12 protein-coding genes are annotated in these 19,570 nt (G+C 61.8%); 7 read left to right on the top strand and 5 right to left on the bottom strand.

Going from position 1 to position 19,570, the window contains the following annotated elements; genetic code table 11:
• Positions 1-49 precede the first annotated feature (49 nt).
• The 4 genes from ACRAWE_RS01200 to ACRAWE_RS01185 form a co-directional block, all read right to left on the bottom strand.
• Positions 50-1,717, bottom strand: a complete 1,668-nt coding sequence (locus ACRAWE_RS01200) for a ShlB/FhaC/HecB family hemolysin secretion/activation protein (RefSeq protein ID WP_432524479.1) — start codon at positions 1,715-1,717, stop codon at positions 50-52.
• Positions 1,718-1,906: 189 nt separating this feature from the next.
• Positions 1,907-2,719: a phosphate ABC transporter ATP-binding protein PstB gene (gene pstB / locus ACRAWE_RS01195; RefSeq protein ID WP_019452422.1), complete on the bottom strand. Its 813-nt coding sequence runs from the start codon at positions 2,717-2,719 to the stop codon at positions 1,907-1,909.
• A 28-nt stretch (positions 2,720-2,747) separates the two neighbouring features.
• The gene (gene pstA, locus ACRAWE_RS01190; protein WP_432524475.1) at positions 2,748-4,397 is read right to left on the bottom strand and encodes a phosphate ABC transporter permease PstA; all 1,650 of its coding nucleotides are present in this window, start codon (positions 4,395-4,397) and stop codon (positions 2,748-2,750) included.
• A complete protein-coding gene (locus ACRAWE_RS01185; RefSeq protein WP_432524472.1) occupies positions 4,394-6,565 on the bottom strand; it encodes an ABC transporter permease subunit in 2,172 nt (723 codons plus the stop codon). The genes pstA and ACRAWE_RS01185 overlap by 4 nt, the downstream gene beginning before the upstream one ends.
• A 396-nt stretch (positions 6,566-6,961) precedes the next feature.
• Here ACRAWE_RS01185 and ppk1 point away from each other — a divergent pair, with 396 nt between their 5' ends.
• The 6 genes from ppk1 (at position 6,962) to ACRAWE_RS01155 (ending at position 16,527) form a co-directional block, all read left to right on the top strand.
• On the top strand, positions 6,962-9,025 hold the full coding sequence (gene ppk1 / locus ACRAWE_RS01180; protein ID WP_033648827.1) for a polyphosphate kinase 1: 2,064 nt from the start codon (positions 6,962-6,964) through the stop codon (positions 9,023-9,025).
• 10 nt (positions 9,026-9,035) lie between these two features.
• The gene (gene ppx / locus ACRAWE_RS01175) at positions 9,036-10,586 is read left to right on the top strand and encodes an exopolyphosphatase (protein WP_019452418.1); all 1,551 of its coding nucleotides are present in this window, start codon (positions 9,036-9,038) and stop codon (positions 10,584-10,586) included.
• 181 nt (positions 10,587-10,767) lie between these two features.
• A complete protein-coding gene (locus ACRAWE_RS01170) occupies positions 10,768-10,950 on the top strand; it encodes a YfgG family protein (protein WP_004941600.1) in 183 nt (60 codons plus the stop codon).
• Positions 10,951-11,053: 103 nt separating this feature from the next.
• The gene (mgtE, locus tag ACRAWE_RS01165) at positions 11,054-12,487 is read left to right on the top strand and encodes a magnesium transporter (RefSeq protein ID WP_063919865.1); all 1,434 of its coding nucleotides are present in this window, start codon (positions 11,054-11,056) and stop codon (positions 12,485-12,487) included.
• 186 nt (positions 12,488-12,673) lie between these two features.
• Complete coding sequence (locus ACRAWE_RS01160) at positions 12,674-16,000, top strand: diguanylate cyclase (RefSeq protein WP_432524468.1); 3,327 nt, start codon at positions 12,674-12,676, stop codon at positions 15,998-16,000.
• Positions 16,001-16,173: 173 nt separating this feature from the next.
• On the top strand, positions 16,174-16,527 hold the full coding sequence (locus tag ACRAWE_RS01155; protein ID WP_025159567.1) for a DNA-binding protein: 354 nt from the start codon (positions 16,174-16,176) through the stop codon (positions 16,525-16,527).
• 8 nt (positions 16,528-16,535) lie between these two features.
• Here ACRAWE_RS01155 and alkA read toward each other — a convergent pair whose 3' ends face one another.
• A complete protein-coding gene (gene alkA, locus ACRAWE_RS01150) occupies positions 16,536-18,026 on the bottom strand; it encodes a DNA-3-methyladenine glycosylase 2 (protein ID WP_211130094.1) in 1,491 nt (496 codons plus the stop codon).
• A gap of 164 nt (positions 18,027-18,190) precedes the next feature.
• Here alkA and yegD point away from each other — a divergent pair, with 164 nt between their 5' ends.
• Complete coding sequence (gene yegD, locus ACRAWE_RS01145; protein ID WP_019452412.1) at positions 18,191-19,543, top strand: molecular chaperone; 1,353 nt, start codon at positions 18,191-18,193, stop codon at positions 19,541-19,543.
• Positions 19,544-19,570 lie beyond the last annotated feature (27 nt).

Here is a 19,570-nt window from a genome sequence, read left to right as displayed (position 1 = left end):
GAAAGGATGTTGTTTTGAACGCCGAGGGCGTTCCTGCTGTGTGCTGGCGTTATAACGTGACGGTGGCTTGCCAGTAGGCCACCCAACGATCCGGTTGCAGGCTGTCTGGGTGCGTCAACGGTTTACCGACGGTGACCGCCTGATTGAACCAGCGGCCGCTTAGCGTGGCGCCCAGCGCCGCACCGACGACGCTGCCGCCGTCTATCTGCCCGGCGCGCCCCTGCAGCCAGCCGGCGTCTAACGCACCGGTCAAAGAGAGCGCCCCCAGCCCCGGCAACGTCCGCCATTGCCAATTGAGTTCATTGCGCCAGTACGCACCGCGATTACCGGTCAGGTACTGCTCCTTGAAGCCACGCACCGAGTATTGCCCACCGATGGAAATGCGTTCCCCGGCATACAGGTTGTCTGCGCTGGTTTGTCCGTAGGCCGAGGTCAGGTAGTAGAGAGAGGGTGCGAGCGGATAGAAATAGCTGGCGCTGAGACCAAGCTTGCGGAACTCGCTGCGCGGCGCTCCGTCGCGCTCCGGATCGTCGGCGGTAGCGCCCAGCATGCGCAACCCGCGGCTTACCGTCGGGTTCAGCGTCATATAGCCGCCGCCCGCGACCGCACTGTAATTGAGGCCCAGACTGGCGATGCTGAGCGTCGGGCTGCTGACGCCCAACCGTTCCCCCGCCAGCTTATTTTCCGTGGTACGCCGCGACAGCCCGATATCGACGGCCAGCTTACGTTTGCCATCCCGCAGCAACGTGCGGTTGGCGCCCAGACGCTGGGTCTGGTTATTGCCCTGATAGCGGTAAGCGGCACCGCTGAACGGCACCTGCTGGAAAAAATCGTTCCAGGCGTACTGGTAGCTGAACAGCCAGTAGCCATAGGGTAAGGTGACGCTGCCGTTCAGGCTGCGGCTGCGATGATGCGGGCTGAAATCGTTATTGCGCGCTGCGGAAAACGACCATTGATCGGCGAGACGCAGCGGATTATCCAGCGAGAAGGCGGCGTTCATCTGCCCGGTGCCGGTGCTTTTCTGGCCGCTGTTATCGGCGCCGAAAGAGAAAGAGACCGGTGCGCGCGTGGCGCCACGCAGCAAAACCACTTTGGAAAAGCCGGGTTGCTCGCCAGGTTGAATATCGATAGTCACCTGTTGCGACGGCAGGCGGTTGAGCTGCTCCATGCCCTGCTCGATATCGCGCAGATTCAATACGTCACCAACCAGGTCGGGAAACGCCATCTTCAACGCCAGCGTCTGCTCACCGTTTTGCGTGATGGACTCGATTCGCCCTTCGCTGGCGCTGACGGTCAACACGCCACGGGAGATATCCTGCTCCTGCAACCAGGCCTGCGAGGTGACGTAGCCGCGTTGCAGATAAGCATTGGTGGTTTCGCGCACCAGGCGGTTGATGTGCTCCAGCGTCAGACAACGCCCCTGATACGGGCGCGCCAGGCTTTCTTTTACCGACCAGGAAAGATGTTCGGCGCCCTCAAAAACAATCTGCCGCACCGGCTGGCAAACCGCCCCTGCGGCGGCCGGCTCAGGCAGCGGTAACGCCGGCAGTTCAACGTTATTTTGCAGCGCCTCGCGTTGCTGCTGGGCCTGTTCCAGCAACGTTTTCTGCTGTTGGGTAATGCTGTCGCGGTCAGCAGGGCTGGTGATTTCCGCACACCACGCCGCGCTGCAAAACGCTAATAATAGCGACCAGGCGCCAAGCCTCCATGCACACATTCAAACACATCCATTTACACTGATTTACACAGATTGGCGAATTATAAACAATTCGCTGGCTCCGTCCATGCAAATGAGAATTATTTTTATTAATGTAGCCAGTGAAAAGAGGTGCTTGGCGCGTTAGCGAGAAAATCGGAGGAAACACAAAGACGGGAAAAGGGGCGCCGTATGCAACGCCCCCAGAATTCACCCATATCGCCCGGTAATATAATCCTCGGTGCGGCGCTGGCGCGGCGAGGTGAAAATCGCGTCGGTGTCGTTGTACTCCACCAGCCGGCCCTGATGAATAAAGGCAGTGTAGTCGGAAACCCGCGCCGCCTGCTGCATGTTGTGCGTCACCAGCACCACGCTGTAGCGCTGTTTCAGCGCCGAAATCAGTTCCTCAATGGTCAGCGTGGAGATCGGATCCAGCGCCGAGGTCGGCTCGTCGAGCAGCAACACCTCCGGCTCGATGGCAATGGCGCGCGCGATCACCAGGCGCTGCTGCTGGCCGCTGGACAAGCGGAACGCATTTTCGCGCAGCCGGTCCTTCACCTCATGCCACAGCGCGGCGGCGCGCAGCGAACGCTCCACCGCTTCATCCAGCAAGCGCCGGTCGCGCACGCCCTGCAGCCGCAGGCCGTACACCACGTTTTCATAGATCGATTTCGGGAACGGGTTCGGCCGCTGGAACACCATGCCCACCCGCCGCCGCAGCGCCGCCACGTCGATCTGCGCGCCGGAGATCGCCGCGCCGTTCAGCTGCAGATCGCCCTCGATCCGGCAGTTGTCCACCAGATCGTTCATGCGGTTGAAACAGCGCAGCAGCGTCGATTTACCGCAGCCCGAAGGGCCGATCAGCGCCGTCACCCGGTGTTTCGGGATGCGCAGCGAAATATCGTGCAGCACCTGTTTGTCGCCATAAAACAGGTTCAGGCCGTTGACCGCCAGTGCGGTCTGTTCATCGTCGAGATGCTGGACATCCAGCCGGGGCAAACTGCCTGGCGTCATCAAACCCATTACGCACTCCCCAAAAATAGCGTCATTGTTACTGCGACCATGCTCGGTACCGCTCCCTCAACGAATGGCGGATGCCCATCGCCGCCAGATTCAAACTCACCACGATCGTCACCAGCAAGAAAGCGGTGGCGAACACCAGCGGCCGCGCCGCCTCTACGCTCGGGCTCTGGAACGCCATATCGTAGATCTGGAAGCTCAGGTGCATAAACTTCCGCTCCAGGTGCAGATACGGGAAAATCTCGTCCACCGGCAGCACCGGCACCGATTTAACTACCCCCACCAGCATCAGCGGCGCCGTTTCCCCGGCGGCGCGCGCCACCGCCAGAATCAAGCCGGTCATCATCGCCGGCGCCGCCATCGGCAGCACGATGCGCCACAGCGTCTCGGCCCGGCTGGCGCCCAGCGCCATCGAGCCCTGCCGCAGCGAGGTGGGAATGCGCGACAGCCCTTCCTCGGTGGCGACGATCACCACCGGCAGCGTCAGCAGCGCCAGCGTCAGCGCCGCCCACAGCACGCCGGGCGTACCGAAGGTCGGGTTGGGCAAGGACTCAGGATAGAACAGCTGATCGAGCGTGCCGCCAATCATGTAAACAAAGAAACCGAGGCCAAAAACGCCGTAGACGATCGAAGGCACCCCGGCCAGGTTGACCACCGCGATGCGGATCACCCGCGTCAGCAGATTGTTGCCGGCATATTCGTGCAGATATACCGCCGCAATTACGCCAAACGGCATCACCACGATCGACATCAGGATCACCATCAAGACCGTGCCGAAAATGGCCGGGAACACCCCGCCTTCGGTGTTCGCCTCGCGCGGGCTGTCGGTGAGGAACTTCTTCACCTGATCGCCCCAGTGCGCCAGTTTCTCGGTGGTGCTCATGGCGTTCGGGTACCAGGCATCGCGCACTTGGCTGAGCGGAATGGTCAACGTCTGGCCGTGCATGTCGCGCAACAGCAGCGCGTCACGCTGGCGATCGCGGTTCAGCCCCGCCAGGCGTTCGGACAGCTGCTGGTACTGCCGCTGCAGCTCCAGCCGCTCGGCCTTGATACCGTCCTGCGCACGGGCGTCCAGCTTATCGTCGCGCTGCAAACGCTTTTCCCGCAGCCGCAGCACGTCAAACTGTTGATTGATGCGCGCCATATCGCGGAATTGAATGTCATGCGCCTGGCGCGAGAGCGCGGCGATCTGCGGCAGCCGCTGCTGCAACGCCTGCCCCAGATTGCGGCCGGTCAGCGGTTGCCCATCCTCCAGCAGCCCCGCCAGATAGCCGTAGGCGGTGCCGTGGCTGTCGCGCTCCAGCACCAGCAGGCTGCGCGGCGTGCTCTGGCTGCGGATATCGCTGGCCAGCAAAGTGCGGAAATCTTGCCCCTCGCGCTCGCGGTTGCCGACTTTGATCAGGTAACGCTCGACGTTCTGCGCCTCGCCCGGTGGCGTCACGCCCGCCTCCGTCAGCTGGCGGCGCGAAATGCTTTGCTGCTGATACAGCTCGCCGATCACCGTCACCGGCCCGGCGCCGTTCTGATTCAGCTCAAACTGATAGACCGGGCTCGGCCAGAAATAGCGCATCCCTTGCCCGGCCAGCAGCAGCAGGATGCCGATCAGCGCCAACAGGCTGACGGCGACCGAACCGGCGGTCAGCCATATCCACGGCGACCCGCTCTTCACCCAGTTCTTCATGGCGCCTCCTGATTCGGCGTGTAGCGTTTGCGCAGCCGCAGGCGCACCGCCTCCGCCAGCGTGTTGAACACGAAGGTGAAGACAAACAGCACCAGCGCGGTCAGGAACAGCACGCGGTAATGGCTGCTGCCGGAAACCGCCTCCGGCATCTCGATGGCGATGTTGGCCGCCAGCGCCCGCAGCCCCTGGAACAGGCTGCCATCAATGATCGGCGTGTTGCCGGTGGCCATCAACACGATCATGGTTTCCCCCACCGCGCGGCCAAAGCCGATCATCAGCGCGGAGAAAATGCCGGCGCTGGCGGAAGGCAGCACCACCTTGATCACCGTCTGCCATTGAGTGGCGCCCAGAGCCAGCGAGCCCTGGCTCAAGGTGGCTGGCACGCTGAACAACGCGTCCTCCGCCAGCGAGAAGATGATCGGCACCAGCGCGAAGCCCATCGCCACGCCCACCACCAGCGCATTGCGCTGATCGTAATTATCTCCCAACCAGAAGTGCAGCGGCTCGCCGAACAGCGCTACCTCCAGCCACGGCCCCAGGCTGAACGCCAGCCACACCGTCAACGCCAGCAGCGGCAACAGCAGCAGCAGATCGACGCCCGGCCGACAGCGCGGCATCAGGCGATGAGTCAACGCGCCGCACAGCAGCACCGCCGCCGCCAACAGCAGCGGCAACGCCAGCACCGCCAACAGATACTGCTCGATGATCGGCGCCAGCCAAATGCCGGCCACCAGGCCGATCACCACCGTCGGCAGCGCGCCCATTACTTCGATGGCCGGTTTGATCACCCGCCGCAACCCCGGCGTCATAAAGTAAGCGGTATAGATGGCGCCGGCCAATGCCAGCGGAATGGCGAACAGCATCGCGTAAGCCGCCGCCTTGAAGGTGCCGAAGATCACCGGCATCAGGCTGAATTTGGGTTGGTAGCTGTCTTCACCGGAGGTCGACTGCCAGACGTAGGCCGGCTGCGGGTAATTCTCATACCACACCTTGCCCCACAGCGAACGCAAGGTGACGTCCGGGTACGGGTTGTCGAGCGCATAGCGCTGCCAGCCTTTGTCGCTCTCCAGCAGCAGGCCATCGCCGCGCGGTGCGAACGCCATCTGCCGCACCTCGGCACCCAAACGGGTATTCAGCAGCGGCTGTGGTTGAATGGTAGAGAATAGCGAGAAACCGCCGTCGGGCCGCAGGGTGGCGAACACCCGGCGGTAAGGCTCGGCCACCGTCAGCTCCTGCCCGTCGGCGCCGTGGTCGAAATGCTGCACCGGCGTCAGGCGCCAGCGCCGATCTTTTTCCACCTCGAACCACTCGCGCAGATTGCCGTCGGCACCCTTGATCAGCAGCGCGCTGCCGCCGGGCAGCGCCGTCATTTGATACGGGGCATATTCGCCCAAGGTGCGCGTTTCACGCAGCTGCAGCTGCGCGCCGTCGATTTCATAACGCGCCAACCGGTTGCCGGTCAGCAGGTATAGCTGGCGGCCATCCGGCGTCAGCACCAGTTGCTCTCCGCCTTGCTCCAGCGGGCGCTCGCTGAACTGCGGCGGCCGATCGGGGCTGAAGCGGCCGAATACCAGGCGCCGATCGTCGGTCACCCCGGCCAGCAGATACTGCCCGCGATGCGCATCCGCCAACGATAACAGCTTCAGCGGCTTACGCTGCGGATCCAGCGCCAACGGCTGTTGCCCGAGCGGGAACAGCCACTGCGGCCGACCATTTTCCGCCGTGGCGAAATCCGCGCGCGCCACCACCAACCGGCCGTCGGCCTGCGCCAGCGCAAACAGATCGCGCTCACCGGCAGCCTGCGCGAGCAGCGCCGGTTTGGCCAACAGCGTTTGCTGCGCCAGCGGCGTCTGAGCCTGCTCGCCCTGTCTCGGCGTCAGGCGATAAAACTGCCCCGCGCCCTGCGCGTCGATGCGATAACCCACTCGCTGCTGTACGTCCATACCCAGCGCCAACGCCGGGGCCGACACTGCGATCGGCAGCGGCTGCGCCTGGCCGAGCGAGGCCGGTTTGAACAGCGGCAGCACGGCAAACAGCAGATAAACGAAGATCAGCATCAACGTCATCAACACCATCAGCCCGCTGGCGGTCACTGCCGCCTGCACGCCACGGTCGATGCGCCCGCGCAGGCGATCTCGGGGATGTTGATTTGCCGTCGTCTGTGTCATGTCTCTCGCTGTCGCTGAAGTAATCGGGCTTGCGCCGTAAGATAACCGGGCATCTTATGTCAGTTTTATGACGTTTGCATGACAAAGTTATCCGGCACAATTCAGGTTTTTTACACTGCAAACAGACAATATGACGTTGATATATTGCTAAAAAATGACCATTAACACGCTTGATAACGCCAAAAATAAGCCAGCTAACCATCATTTCATGCTGTTCACATCGCCGTTGCGCGTCCCGCCTCAACGAAAATTTATTGCCGCCGAAAAACACCGCGCGCCAACGCAATGGATATGTTGGACTTTCCTGTCAATCTCTCGCAATAATGATGAAGGACACTAGAGCGGCATCCGGGCGCTGCGTCCCGGATCCTATTCTAAAATTGAACTGGAGTGGCAATGGGTCAGGAAAAGCTCTACATCGAAAAAGAACTAAGCTGGTTATCCTTTAATGAACGCGTGTTGCAGGAAGCCGCAGATAAGAGCAATCCCCTGATTGAACGTATGCGTTTTCTGGGCATTTACTCCAACAACCTCGACGAGTTCTATAAAGTCCGCTTCGCCGATCTCAAACGGCGCATCCTGATCAGTGAAGAGCAAGGCTCCGCCGGCGCCTCACGCCACCTGCTGAAAAAGATCCAGGCCAAGGTGCTGAAAACCGATCAGGAGTTCGATGGCCTGTATAACGATCTGCTGCTGGAAATGGCGCGCAATCAGATCTTCCTGATCAACGAACGCCAGGTGTCCGAAAACCAGCAAATCTGGCTGCGGCAATATTTCAAGCAGCATCTGCGCCAGCACATCACGCCGATCCTGATCAACCACGACACCAATCTGGTGCAGTTCCTGAAAGACGATTACACCTACCTGGCGGTGGAGATCATTCGCGGGGCGCGCATCGACTATGCGCTGCTGGAAATCCCGTCCGACAAGGTGCCGCGCTTCGTCAATCTGCCACCGGAAGCGCCGCGCCGCCGCAAGCCGATGATCCTGCTCGACAACATTCTGCGTTACTGCCTGGACGATATTTTCAAGGGCTTCTTCGATTACGACGCGCTCAACGCCTATTCGATGAAGATGACCCGCGACGCAGAGTACGATCTGGTGACCGAAATGGAATCCAGCCTGCTGGAACTGATGTCTTCCAGCCTGAAACAACGCCTGACCGCCGAGCCGGTGCGCTTCGTTTATCAGCGCGACATGCCGAATGAAATGGTGGAACTGCTGCGCGGCAAGCTGGGCATCTCCAACTACGATTCGGTGATCGCCGGCGGCCGCTACCACAATTTCAAAGATTTCATCAGTTTCCCGAACGTCGGCAAGGCCAATCTGGTCAACAAGCCGCTTCCGCGCCTGCGCCACATCTGGTTCGACGGTTTCCGCAACGGCTTCGACGCCATTCGCGAAAAGGACGTGCTGCTCTACTACCCGTATCACACCTTCGAACACGTGCTGGAGCTGCTGCGCCAGGCGTCGTTCGATCCGAGCGTGTTGGCTATCAAGATCAACATCTACCGGGTGGCGAAAGATTCGCGCATCATCGAATCGATGATCCACGCCGCGCACAACGGCAAAAAGGTCACGGTGGTGGTCGAGCTGCAGGCGCGCTTCGACGAAGAGGCCAACATCCACTGGGCGAAACGCCTGACCGAAGCCGGCGTGCACGTGATCTTCTCGGCGCCGGGGCTGAAAATCCACGCCAAACTGTTCCTGATTTCGCGCCGTGAAGGCGATGAAATTGTGCGCTATGCTCATATCGGTACCGGCAACTTTAACGAAAAAACCGCGCGCATCTACACCGACTATTCGCTGTTGACCGCCGACTCACGCATCACCAACGAGGTGCGCCGGGTATTCAACTTTATCGAGAACCCCTACCGGCCGGTCACCTTCGACAACCTGATGGTGTCGCCGCAGAACTCGCGCCTGAAGCTGTATGAGCTGATCGACAACGAAATCGCCAACGCCCAGGCCGGGGAACAGGCCGGCATTATGTTGAAAATAAATAATCTGGTGGATAAAGGGCTGGTAGATCGGTTATATACCGCGTCCGGTGCCGGCGTGAAGATCCGCCTGCTGGTGCGCGGCATGTGTTCCCTGATTCCCAACCTGCCGGGGATCAGCGACAATATTCAGGTGATCAGCATCGTCGATCGCTTTTTGGAACACGATCGGGTTTACGTTTTCGACAATAAAGGTGACAAACGGGTGTATCTGTCCTCCGCCGACTGGATGACCCGCAACATAGATTACCGTATCGAAGTGGCGGTATCGCTGCTGGATCCGGCGCTGAAACAGCGCGTTCTGGACATTCTGGAGATCCTGTTCAGCGATACGGTCAAAGCCCGCTATGTGGATAAAGAACTGAGCAACCAGTACGTGCCGCGCGGCAATCGCCGCAAAGTGCGCGCCCAGGTGGCTATTTACGAGTACTTAAAAGCTCTGGAACAACCAGGACAGTAGGCCAGCAACTATGCCGCTAAAAAACACTGCAACGAACAAACCGCAGGAAATCGCCGCCATCGACCTCGGGTCGAACAGTTTCCACATGGTGATCGCCCGCGTCGTCAACGGCGCCTTACAGGTATTGGGCCGTTTAAAACAGCGGGTGCATCTCGCCGACGGATTGGACAGCAACAACGTACTCAGTGAAGAGGCGATAGAACGCGGCCTGGCCTGCCTGGCGCTGTTTGCCGAGCGGCTGCAGGGCTTCCCGGCGGATAACGTCACCATCGTCGGCACCCATACCCTGCGTCAGGCGGTGAACGCCGAAGTGTTCCTCAAGCGCGCAGCCAAAGTGATCCCCTACCCGATCGAAATCATCGCCGGCCAGGAAGAGGCGCGTCTGATCTTCATGGGCGTGGAGCACACTCAGCCGGAGAAAGGCCGCAAGCTGGTAATCGACATCGGCGGCGGCTCCACCGAGCTGGTGATCGGCGAAGACTTCGAGCCGCTGCTGGCGGAAAGCCGCCGCATGGGCTGCGTCAGCTTCGCCCAGCTGTTCTTCCCGGGCGGCGAGATCAGCAAAAACAACTTCCGCCGCGCGCGCTTGGCGGCGGCGCAGAAGCTGGAAACGCTGGCCTGGCAGTACCGCATTCAGGGCTGGCAGTATGCGCTGGGCGCCTCGGGCACCATCAAGGCCGCCCATGAAGTGCTGGTCGCGATGGGGGAAAAAGACGGTCTTATCACCCTGGAGCGTCTGGAAATGCTCGCCGAGCAGGTGCTGCAGTTTAAAAGCTTCAGTTCGCTGAGCCTGCCGGGGCTGTCGGAAGATCGCCAGTCGGTGTTCGTGCCGGGGCTGGCTATCCTGTGCGGCGTGTTCGACGCGCTGGCGATCCGCGATCTGCGCTTGTCCGACGGCGCGCTGCGCGAAGGCGTGCTGTATGAAATGGAAGGCCGTTTCCGCCACCAGGACATCCGCAGCCGCACCGCCAAAAGCCTGGCCGATCACTACAACATTGACCGCGAGCAGGCCAAGCGGGTGCTGGAAACCACCGAGCTGCTCTACTCGCAGTGGATGGCGCAAAACACCAAGCTGGCGCATCCACAGCTGGAGGCCCTGCTGAAATGGGCCGCCATGCTGCACGAGGTGGGGCTGAGCATCAACCACAGCGGCATGCACCGCCATTCGGCCTACATTCTGCAAAACTCCAACCTGCCTGGCTTTAACCAGGAACAGCAGCTGCTGCTGGCGGCGCTGGTGCGCTTCCACCGCAAGGCGATCAAGCTGGAAGAGCTGCCGCGCCTCAACCTGTTCAAGAAGAAACACTACCTGCCGCTGATCCAGCTGCTGCGTCTGAGCACCCTGCTCAACAACCAGCGTCAGTCGACCACCACGCCGGAAACGCTGCGTCTGACCACCGACGACAACCACTGGACGCTGCGCTTCCCGGCCGGCTACCTGGCGCAGAACAACCTGGTGCAGCTGGATTTCGAACGCGAGCAGGCCTACTGGAACGACGTCGTCGGCTGGAAGCTGCTGATCGACGAAGAAGGTTCGCAAGACGAACAGCGCTCCGCCTGATCCCCCGCCCCCTGCCAGACAGGGGGTTTTTCTTTCCGCCTTCGCCCCGCCAACCTAAACGAAACCCTAATACGCCACGCCGCACGCCGGAAAAAAATGGACAACTTTTGTCATCAGCGCCTAAAATCCGGTTACAAATTCTCGAGCGAATAACACAGGACACCGGCATACCGGGTGATATATGCGCAAGAAAACCACCGGACAGATGACGAAGATAGTGTTGTTTATCAGCTTTATCATTTTAGTCGGCCGACTGCTGTACGCCGCCGTGGTGGCGGTGCCTCATCATCAGGAAAAAAAGCAGGCCGCTGCGCAAAACGCCGCCGAAGTCAGCGCGCCGCAACAGGACGCCTCCTCTGAATAACCGCCGCGCCCCGTCCGTTTCATAAAAATGACTCCGGCACTCGCTATGCTCTATCTTTTAATGAGCCTGCGTCAGGAACGCCGAGCGCCCGTTAAGGAACACCATGTCAGCCGCAACCCATAACGTCAAAAAAGTCGCTGAACATCGCCAGCGCATTCTCACTTTGCTGTTGAACAATAAGGAATTGGTCGACGGCATCCTCGGCCGGCCAGGGGATGAACACGCCCTCAGCCAAAGCGAACTGCTGAACCAGACGGCGGAAATTACCGGCCTGCTGGACGACATGCACGCTGCCGACCTGGCGGACCTGCTGGAAGCCTTGCCGCAGGACGAGCGCATGGCGCTGTGGCGGCTGGTGGGCAACAGCAAGCGCGGCCAGACGCTGGTGGAAGTCGCCGAACCGGTCTGGGACAGCCTGATCGAGGAGATGAGCGACAAAGACCTGCTCAAAGCGATCAAAACGCTGGACGTCGACGAACAGGCCTATCTGGCGCAATACCTGCCGCGTAACCTGATGGGCCGGCTGCTGACCTCGCTGGAGCCGGAGCAGCGCGCCCAGGTGCGCGAGATGAGCCAATACGCCAAAGACAGCGTCGGCTGGATGATGGATTTCGAACTGGTGACGGTGCGGCCGGACGTTACGCTCGGCGCGGTGCACCGCTTTTTGCGCATGCGCAAAACCATTCCCGATGCCACCGATAAACTGTTCGTCACCGACCGCAAAAACACCCTGCTGGGCGAGCTGCCGCTCACTGCGGTGCTACTGAATGACCCGGAGATCCCGGTGCGCGAGGTGATGGACAGCGATCCCGCCACCTTTCAGCCCGAAGACAAGGCCGATGAAGCGGCCGGCGCGTTCGAACGCTACGACCTGATCAGCGCCCCGGTGGTTGACGCCAAGGGCAAACTGATGGGCCGTTTGACCATCGAAGAGATCGTCGACGCCGTCAACGAAGAGAGCGATACCAATCTGCGCCGCATGGGCGGTTTGAGCCCGGAAGAAGACGTGTTCGCCCCGGTCAGCAAAGCGGTCAAGACCCGCTGGGCGTGGTTGGCGATCAACCTTTGCACCGCGTTCGTCGCCTCGCGAGTGATCGGCCTGTTCGAACACACCATTTCCCAACTGGTGGCGCTGGCAGCGCTGATGCCGATCGTCGCCGGCATCGGCGGCAACACCGGCAACCAGACCATCACCATGATCGTGCGCGCGCTGGCGCTGCACCAGATCGAAGTCGGCAACATCTCGCGCCTGATGCTCAGAGAGCTGGGGGTGGCCATCATCAACGGCGTGGTGTGGGGCGGCATCATGGGCGTGATCACCTGGCTGCTGTATGGCGACGCGGCGATGGGCGGCGTGATGACGCTGGCGATGCTGCTCAATCTGCTGCTGGCGGCGCTGATGGGCGTGGTGATCCCGATGACCATGCTCAAGATGGGCCGCGATCCGGCGGTCGGCTCGAGCGTGCTCATCACCGCGCTGACCGATACCGGCGGCTTCTTCATCTTCCTTGGCCTCGCCACCCTGTTCTTGCTGTAATACGCTAAAAGCCGGCTCCGCGCCGGCTTTTTCGCCATTCTGTCGCCGGGCTTGCGTTAACGCAGTAAAGTCGGCCTTCCCGGTAGGTTTTCCTCGCGCGCTGTACTACCCTTTGCCAATAAATCGCCTTAATTCATCCATGTGATGAATCAATTACTGACAGAGGCCCCACCGGTAGGGATGTCTATGGATATCAGCGCACCGAGCTATTTCGGCACACACAAAGGCACCATGCTGACGCATTCCCTGCTGGTGGCGCTGGCGACGTTTCTGCTCGCCTTGCTGAGCCTGTCGCTGTCCAGCGAAGCGCATCATTTTACGCCGCTGTGGTTCCCAACCGCCGCCGCCATCGCGGTGCTGTACCGGCATCCTCCCCGCCATTGGGGCCTGCCGCTGCTGGCCAGCGGTCTGGGCATCGTACTGGCCAGCTTCGCGCTGCTTGGCATCAGTATCCTGCCCGTCAAACTGGCCGCCATCAATCTGTTGGAGGCGGCGGTTTGCGCCCAGTTGCTGCGCCGCTCGCTGCCGGCGAGCGATCCGCTGAGCGATCTGAGCAGTTGGCTGCGCTTCGTGGTGTGCGCGGTGATTTTTACCCCGCTGTTCAGCGCATTGCTGGCCACCGTTGCGGCACCGGCGCCAGATCAGCCATTTTGGCAGCCTTTCGGCACCTGGTTCATTTCCGAGGCGATCGGCGTACTGTCGCTGGCGCCGCTCGGTCTCAGCTATCACCGCCGCACGCTGGCGACGTTAAACCTCTACCCGCTATTGCTGACGCTGATGCTCACGCTGGTCTTCAGCTATCTGGCGTTAATCTACCTGCCGTTTCCGTTCACCTTCGTCATTCTGCCCCTGCTGTGGGCGGCCATCGCCCTGCCGCGCTTCGAGGCGTTTACCGTCTGCTTTTGCACTATTTTGCTGATCACCGTGATGATTTCTCTGGGGCTGGCGCATTTTCAGACCGCCAATAGCCGCCTTGGCGATCTCGGTCTCTATCTGCCGATGCTGCTGATCCTGGTGCCGGCGCATGCGATGGCGATGGTGATGCACACCTTCCGGGTGGAGAAACAGCACATCGTCGAGAGCGAAAGCCGCTTTCGCAGCGCGCTGGAGTATTCCGCCATCGGCATGGCGCTGGTGTCGCCGGAGGGGAAATGGCTGCAGGTCAATCAGGCGCTGTGCAAACTGCTCGGCTACACGCCCGAACGACTGCATCGCCTGACGTTCCAGGCGATCACCCATCCGGACGACCTCAACGCCGATCTGAGCCAGTTGCACGATCTGCTCGACGGCCATATCAGCAGCTATACCATGGAGAAACGTTATATCCGCAGCGACGGTCAGACCGTTTGGGCGCTGCTGGCGGTATCGCTGGTGCGCGACGCCGAGGGCCAGCCGCTGTACTTCATCTCCCAGGTGGAAGACATCAGCGGCCTCAAACGCAGCGAGGCGGAGAACAACCGGCTGGTGGAGCGCATTACGCTGGCCAACCAGGTGGGCGGCGTCGGCATCTGGGAATGGGTGATGAACCAGGAAAACTTCACCTGGGATCAGCGCATGTTCGAACTCTACGATCTCAGCCCTGACCAAGCGCCGACGCTGGCGCTGTGGCGCACCCTGCTGGTGCCGGAGGATCGCGATCGCACCGACCGTGAACTGGCCGAGATCCTGGCGCAGCCGCGGCCGTTCGTCATGGAATTTCGCATCATCACGCGCAGCGGCAAACTGCGCCATATTCGTGGTCAGGGCAACGTGATCCTCGACGACCAGGGCCGCCCGCTGCGCCTGATCGGCACCAATATCGACATAACCGAACTCAAGAGCCTCGCCGAGGCGCTGCACGAAGAGAAAGAGCGGCTGCACATTACCCTCGACGCCATCGGCGAAGGGGTGATCTCCACCGACAGCCACCAGCGCATCACCTTTATGAACCCGGTGGCTGAGCAGATGTGCGGCTGGCCGCTCGACCTGGCGATCGGCATGCCCGTCGCTGGCGTGGTGCGCCTGACCAACGGCAAAGAAGGCCCGGAAATCGAAAACCTCACGCAATATCCGCGCCAGTGGCCGGCGGATTACGCACTGGTGCTGCACAGCCGCGACGGACGTTATTTCGACGTGCAGCAGTCGGCCTCACCGCTCAAAACCCTCGACGGCGAAACCATGGGCGCGGTCATGGTGCTGCAGGACGTCACCGCTTCGCGCGAACTGATGAAAAAGCTCAGCTACAGCGCCTCGCACGACGCGCTGACCGGCCTGCCGAACCGCACCCGCTTCGAGAAACAGCTGAAGGCAGCGATCGTCGCCGGCGGGGAACCGTCGTCGTCGCATTCGCTGGTGTTCCTCGATCTGGATCGGTTCAAGGCGGTGAACGACACCGCCGGCCACGCGGCGGGCGATGCCTTGCTGCGGGATATCGCCCAGCTGATGCGGCACCAACTGCGCGGCAGCGACTGCCTGGCGCGTTTGGGCGGCGACGAGTTTGGTCTGATCTTGTTCGACTGCCGGCTGGAGCAGGCCAAATCGCTGATGCAGCAGGTGGTCAACCAAATCAGCCAGCACCCGTTCTATTGGGAAGGGAAGATTTATCGCGTCGGCGCCAGCGCTGGCATCACCCGCATCGACGGCGACGCCAAAAGCAGCGAACTGTTGGCGCAGGCCGATATCGCCTGCTATACCGCCAAACACCACGGGCGCGGCCAGGTTTATCTGTACGAAACGCGACAAAAACAGCTGCTGGAGCGGCAACATGAGTTGCTGAACCCGCAGGAGGTGCAGGCGATCGTCAGCGAGGGGCAGTTGCGGCTGTTGACCCGCGCGGTCGCGCCGCCGGCGACGCCGCTGTCGGCCGCGTTCCACCAGGTGAAGCTGCAGGTGATGGCGCCGGACGATCGGCCGTTGCCGCACGAGGCGTTCATCGCCGCCGCGCAGCTGTATGGTCTGATGCCGGACATCGACCGCTGGACGGTCGCACAGCTGCTGGTGAAGCACGCTGACGACATCAAACGCAAAGGGCTGTCGCTCGCGCTGCCGCTGGCCACCGACAGCCTGCTGAGCACCGACTTCCAGCACTACCTGACGGAAACGGTGCGCGCTTCGTCGCTGCCACCGCAGGCGCTGCTGTTTAGCGTCGATGAGGCCGTGGTGCTGGAACACGCCGCGCAGTGCCGGGCGTTTCTCCGTGGCCTGCAGCAGCGGGGCTGCCGGCTGATCGTCAACGGTTTCGGGCATAACATCAATGCCTTCGATGAGCTGAGCGATCAGAAGATCGACATCATTCGCATCGATGAACGCTTTATCACCAACGTGCACTGCAACCAGATGGATGAGCTGATGGTGTCGATGCTCAACGGCGCGGCGCATCGGATCAAGGCGCAAACGCTCGCCGGGCCGGCGCATCAGCCGGTAACGCTGCAGGCGCTGCGCGACGTCGGCGTCGATCTGGCTGACGGCGACCTGGTGGCGCTGGAGCAGCCGCTGACGGTGTTGCTCAGCGACGGCTACTTCGGCATCCGCTAACCCGTTTCCCTCTTCCACCGCCGTCTCGCGCTTCACATTCTGTTAACCGATACGAGATTAGTGATATAAATAACACCTTAAGCTTAAACGATTAAGTAAGATGAAACGCCCATGCGGACATCGGCGTATTCGTTGATTTACCTCGACATGTGATGGCTCAGAGACAAGGGACTATGGAAAAGAAATGGTTTTCCGCCAGGGAACTGATGGGTAAGGCGGGGTTGCCCTCAACCCCGCAAGGGGTCAATCTGATGGCCCGGCGCGAAGGCTGGGTCAGTCGCCGCCGCAGCGGCGTACAGGGCAAAGCGCTGGAATACCATATCGACAGCCTGCCGTTCAGCGCGCGCAGCCTGTCGGCCTTGCGCGAAGCCGACCATCCGGACTACGACGTCAAACGCCAGGATCCGGTGCGGGTCTGGATCGAGTATTACTACCACCTGACGCCGGCCGAGCGGGAAAAGCTGCTGGCGTTCCTGATGCGTGAAGGCATGAGCCGCCTGCTGCAGCTGATCGACGCCCCTCGCTAGCCCCGCCTTCAGCGCTCCCCTTCCGGCGCCCATGCGTCGTTGTGCCACAGATGCAGCGTGGCGTAAGAACGCCACGGGCGCCAGCGTTCGGCGTAACGTTCAATCTGGCGCGGCGTCATGCCGGGGAAACGCTGTTTGATCAGGTAGTCACCGGCCAGGAACACGTCAGGCCACGACCAGGCGCGCATCGCGATATAGCTGGCGGTCCAGCCGCCGATGCCCGGCAACGCGGTCAACGCCTTGATCCCCTGTTCAATATCCAGCACGTTATCGAGCTGCAACCGCCCTTCGCCCAACGCCCGAGCGATCTCGATCAGCGCCGCCGCACGCTTTAACTGTACGCCTAGCGGGCGCAGCGCTTCGGGCTGCAGCTGTGCCACCCGTTCGGCGGAAGGGAAGACATGGGTGATGCCCTCATGCGGCGTGTCCAGGGCTTCTCCCCAACGTTCGGCCATTCGTCCGGCGAAGGTCGCCGCCATTTTCACGCTGACCAATTGTCCCAGCACCGCACGCACCGCCTGCTCGAAACTGTTCACGCAGCCCGGCAGACGCAGCCCCGGCGCATCGGCCGCCAGCGAGCCCAGCGCCTCATTGATGCGGTCCGGCGCGGCGTCCAGGTCGAACAGCAAGCGCACGCGGCGCAGCACCTCCGTCGTCACCAAACTGAGCGCGGGTGCGATCTCGACCCTGACCCGGTTGCGTTCTTCTTCCGGCTGCACGCTGACCCAACCGCGGTGTTCCGTGCCGCCCTGGCTGACGGCGATCGAGCGCAGATAGCGGCGCCCTGCTACCCGTTCCACGCCCTGCACGGCGCGCGCCTGCAAGAAGTTCAGCATGCGATCCCAATCATAGGGCGGCCGATAACCCAGGTGAAACACCAGCCCGCTGGCGGCGGCCCGTTCACCGCGCGCGCCGCAGCTGCGCAGCGCCGACGGAATCAGGCGATAGCGCGCCTTGAACAGCTCATTGAAACGCCGCAGGCTGCCGAAACCGGCGGCGAACGCCACTTCGCTGAGCGGCAGGTCGGTATCCGCCAACAGGCGTTTGGCCTGCAGCAGCCGGTGCGACTGGGCGTAATCGATCGGCGAAGCGCCAAACTGTTCGGCGAAGATGCGCCGCAGGTGGCGATCGGAAATACCCAGCCGCGCCGCCAGCGCTTCGCAACTGTGCTCGGACAAATAGCCCTGCTCGATGAGCTGTACCGCCACCTGCGCATAACGGTTGCCCAGATCGATCAGCGCCAGGCCGGGCGCCAGCTCTGGCCGGCATTTAAGGCAGGGGCGAAACCCCGCCAGCTCGGCCGCGGCCGCGCTCGGATAAAAGGTGCAGTTTTCCCTCTTCGGCGTGCGTGCGCTGCACACCGGGCGGCAATAAATGCCGGTGGAGGAAACGCCGACAAAAAAGCGGCCGTCGAATTTTCGGTCACGCGCGCGCAGCGCGTCGTACAACGCTTGCTGTTGAGTATTCATGGCAACGCTCGGGTTCGGTTTTTTCTGCATTATGGGACTCGGCTGACGCGCTGACGTGCGGAATTCGGACATTAAGTTAAGCATGCCGCCGCCGCGCCCGCTAAATTTTTCGACACTCGCGCATCGGCGCATTGCCCGCCGGCCCCGTCTCGGGTAAAGTCGCCCCCCTTCATTGGCATGGGGACTAAAAAGAGATGTTTATTGGATTCGATTACGGGACGGCCAACTGTTCCGTTGCAGTGATGCGCGACCACGGCCCCGAGCTGCTGACGCTGGAGAACAACGCGCCGTATCTGCCTTCGATGCTGTGCGCACCGACCCGCGAAGCGGTGAGCGAATGCCTGCACCGCCATTGGCAGGTGCCGACCGGCAGCGAAGAAAACCAGCAGCTGCTGCGCCGCGCCATCAGTTACAACCGCGAAGAAGACATTCCGGTCGGCAGCGACAGCGTGCTGTTCGGCCTGCAGGCGCTGGCGCACTACATGGAAGATCCGGAAGAGGTGTACTTCGTGCGCTCGCCGAAGTCCTTCCTCGGCGCCAACGGCCTGAAGCCGCAGCAGATCGCGCTGTTCGAAGATCTGGTGTGCGCCATGATGTTCCACATCAAACGCCAGGCGGAAAACGTGCTGCAAACCGGCATCGATCAGGCGGTGATCGGCCGGCCGATCAACTTCCAGGGCATCGGCGGCGAAGAGGCCAACCGGCAGGCGCAGGGCATTTTGCAGCGCGCCGCCGAACGCGCCGGTTTCAAGGAGATTGAATTCCAGTTCGAGCCGGTGGCGGCGGGATTGGACTTCGAAGCGACGCTGAGCGAAGAGCAAACCGTGCTGGTGGTGGACATCGGCGGCGGCACCACCGACTGCTCGGTGCTGCTGATGGGGCCACAGTGGCGCGACCGCGCCGATCGCCAACAAAGCCTGCTGGGCCACAGCGGCTGCCGGGTCGGCGGTAACGATCTGGACATCATGCTGGCCTTCAAACAGCTGATGCCGCTGTTTGGCCTCGGCGGCGAAACCGGGAAAGGCATCGCCTTGCCGGCGCTGCCTTACTGGAACGCGGTGGCGACCAACGACGTGCCGGCGCAAAACGACTTCTACAGCGCCGCCAACGGCCGTGTGCTGCGCGATCTGATCCTCGACGCGGCGGAGCCGGAAAAGGTCAAACGCCTGCTGAAAGTGTACCAGCAGCGCCTGAGCTACCGACTGGTGCGTGCGGCCGAAGAGAGTAAGATAGCGTTGTCCGGCCAAACGGCCATCAGCGCGCCGCTCGGCTTCGTGCAGGCCGATCTGGCGGAAAGCATCAGCCAGGATCAGCTCGCCGACGCCATCTCGCAGCCGTTGATGCGCATTCAAGAGCAGGTCAGCGCCGCGTTGGCCAGCAGCCAGACCGCGCCGCAGGTGATCTACCTGACCGGCGGCAGCGCGCGTTCGCCGCTGCTGCGCGCCGCGCTGCAACAGCAGCTGCCGGGCATTCCGATCGTCGGCGGCAACGACTTCGGCTCGGTCACCGCCGGGCTGGCACGCTGGGCGCAAACGCTGTTCCGTTGACAGCCCAAGGGCGCGGCTCGCCGCGCC

It is taken from the genome of Serratia sp. BFP-2025, from assembly GCF_050880365.1.
Taxonomy (GTDB): domain Bacteria; phylum Pseudomonadota; class Gammaproteobacteria; order Enterobacterales; family Enterobacteriaceae; genus Serratia; species Serratia surfactantfaciens.
Note: the sequence above shows the minus strand (reverse complement) of the source record. Positions and strands in the feature narration are given on the sequence as shown.

What these genes read in the sequence shown, in the direction of transcription:
- ACRAWE_RS01160 (WP_432524468.1), top strand. Translation starts at nt 12,674, where the DNA reads ATGGATATCAGCGCACCGAGCTATTTCGGCACACACAAAGGCACCATG.
- yegD (WP_019452412.1), top strand. Translation starts at nt 18,191, where the DNA reads ATGTTTATTGGATTCGATTACGGGACGGCCAACTGTTCCGTTGCAGTG.
- alkA (WP_211130094.1), bottom strand. Translation starts at nt 18,026, where the DNA reads ATGCAGAAAAAACCGAACCCGAGCGTTGCCATGAATACTCAACAGCAA.
- ACRAWE_RS01155 (WP_025159567.1), top strand. Translation starts at nt 16,174, where the DNA reads ATGGAAAAGAAATGGTTTTCCGCCAGGGAACTGATGGGTAAGGCGGGG.
- pstA (WP_432524475.1), bottom strand. Translation starts at nt 4,397, where the DNA reads ATGAAGAACTGGGTGAAGAGCGGGTCGCCGTGGATATGGCTGACCGCC.
- pstB (WP_019452422.1), bottom strand. Translation starts at nt 2,719, where the DNA reads ATGGGTTTGATGACGCCAGGCAGTTTGCCCCGGCTGGATGTCCAGCAT.
- ACRAWE_RS01170 (WP_004941600.1), top strand. Translation starts at nt 10,768, where the DNA reads ATGCGCAAGAAAACCACCGGACAGATGACGAAGATAGTGTTGTTTATC.
- mgtE (WP_063919865.1), top strand. Translation starts at nt 11,054, where the DNA reads ATGTCAGCCGCAACCCATAACGTCAAAAAAGTCGCTGAACATCGCCAG.
- ppk1 (WP_033648827.1), top strand. Translation starts at nt 6,962, where the DNA reads ATGGGTCAGGAAAAGCTCTACATCGAAAAAGAACTAAGCTGGTTATCC.
- ACRAWE_RS01185 (WP_432524472.1), bottom strand. Translation starts at nt 6,565, where the DNA reads ATGACACAGACGACGGCAAATCAACATCCCCGAGATCGCCTGCGCGGG.
- ACRAWE_RS01200 (WP_432524479.1), bottom strand. Translation starts at nt 1,717, where the DNA reads ATGTGTGCATGGAGGCTTGGCGCCTGGTCGCTATTATTAGCGTTTTGC.
- ppx (WP_019452418.1), top strand. Translation starts at nt 9,036, where the DNA reads ATGCCGCTAAAAAACACTGCAACGAACAAACCGCAGGAAATCGCCGCC.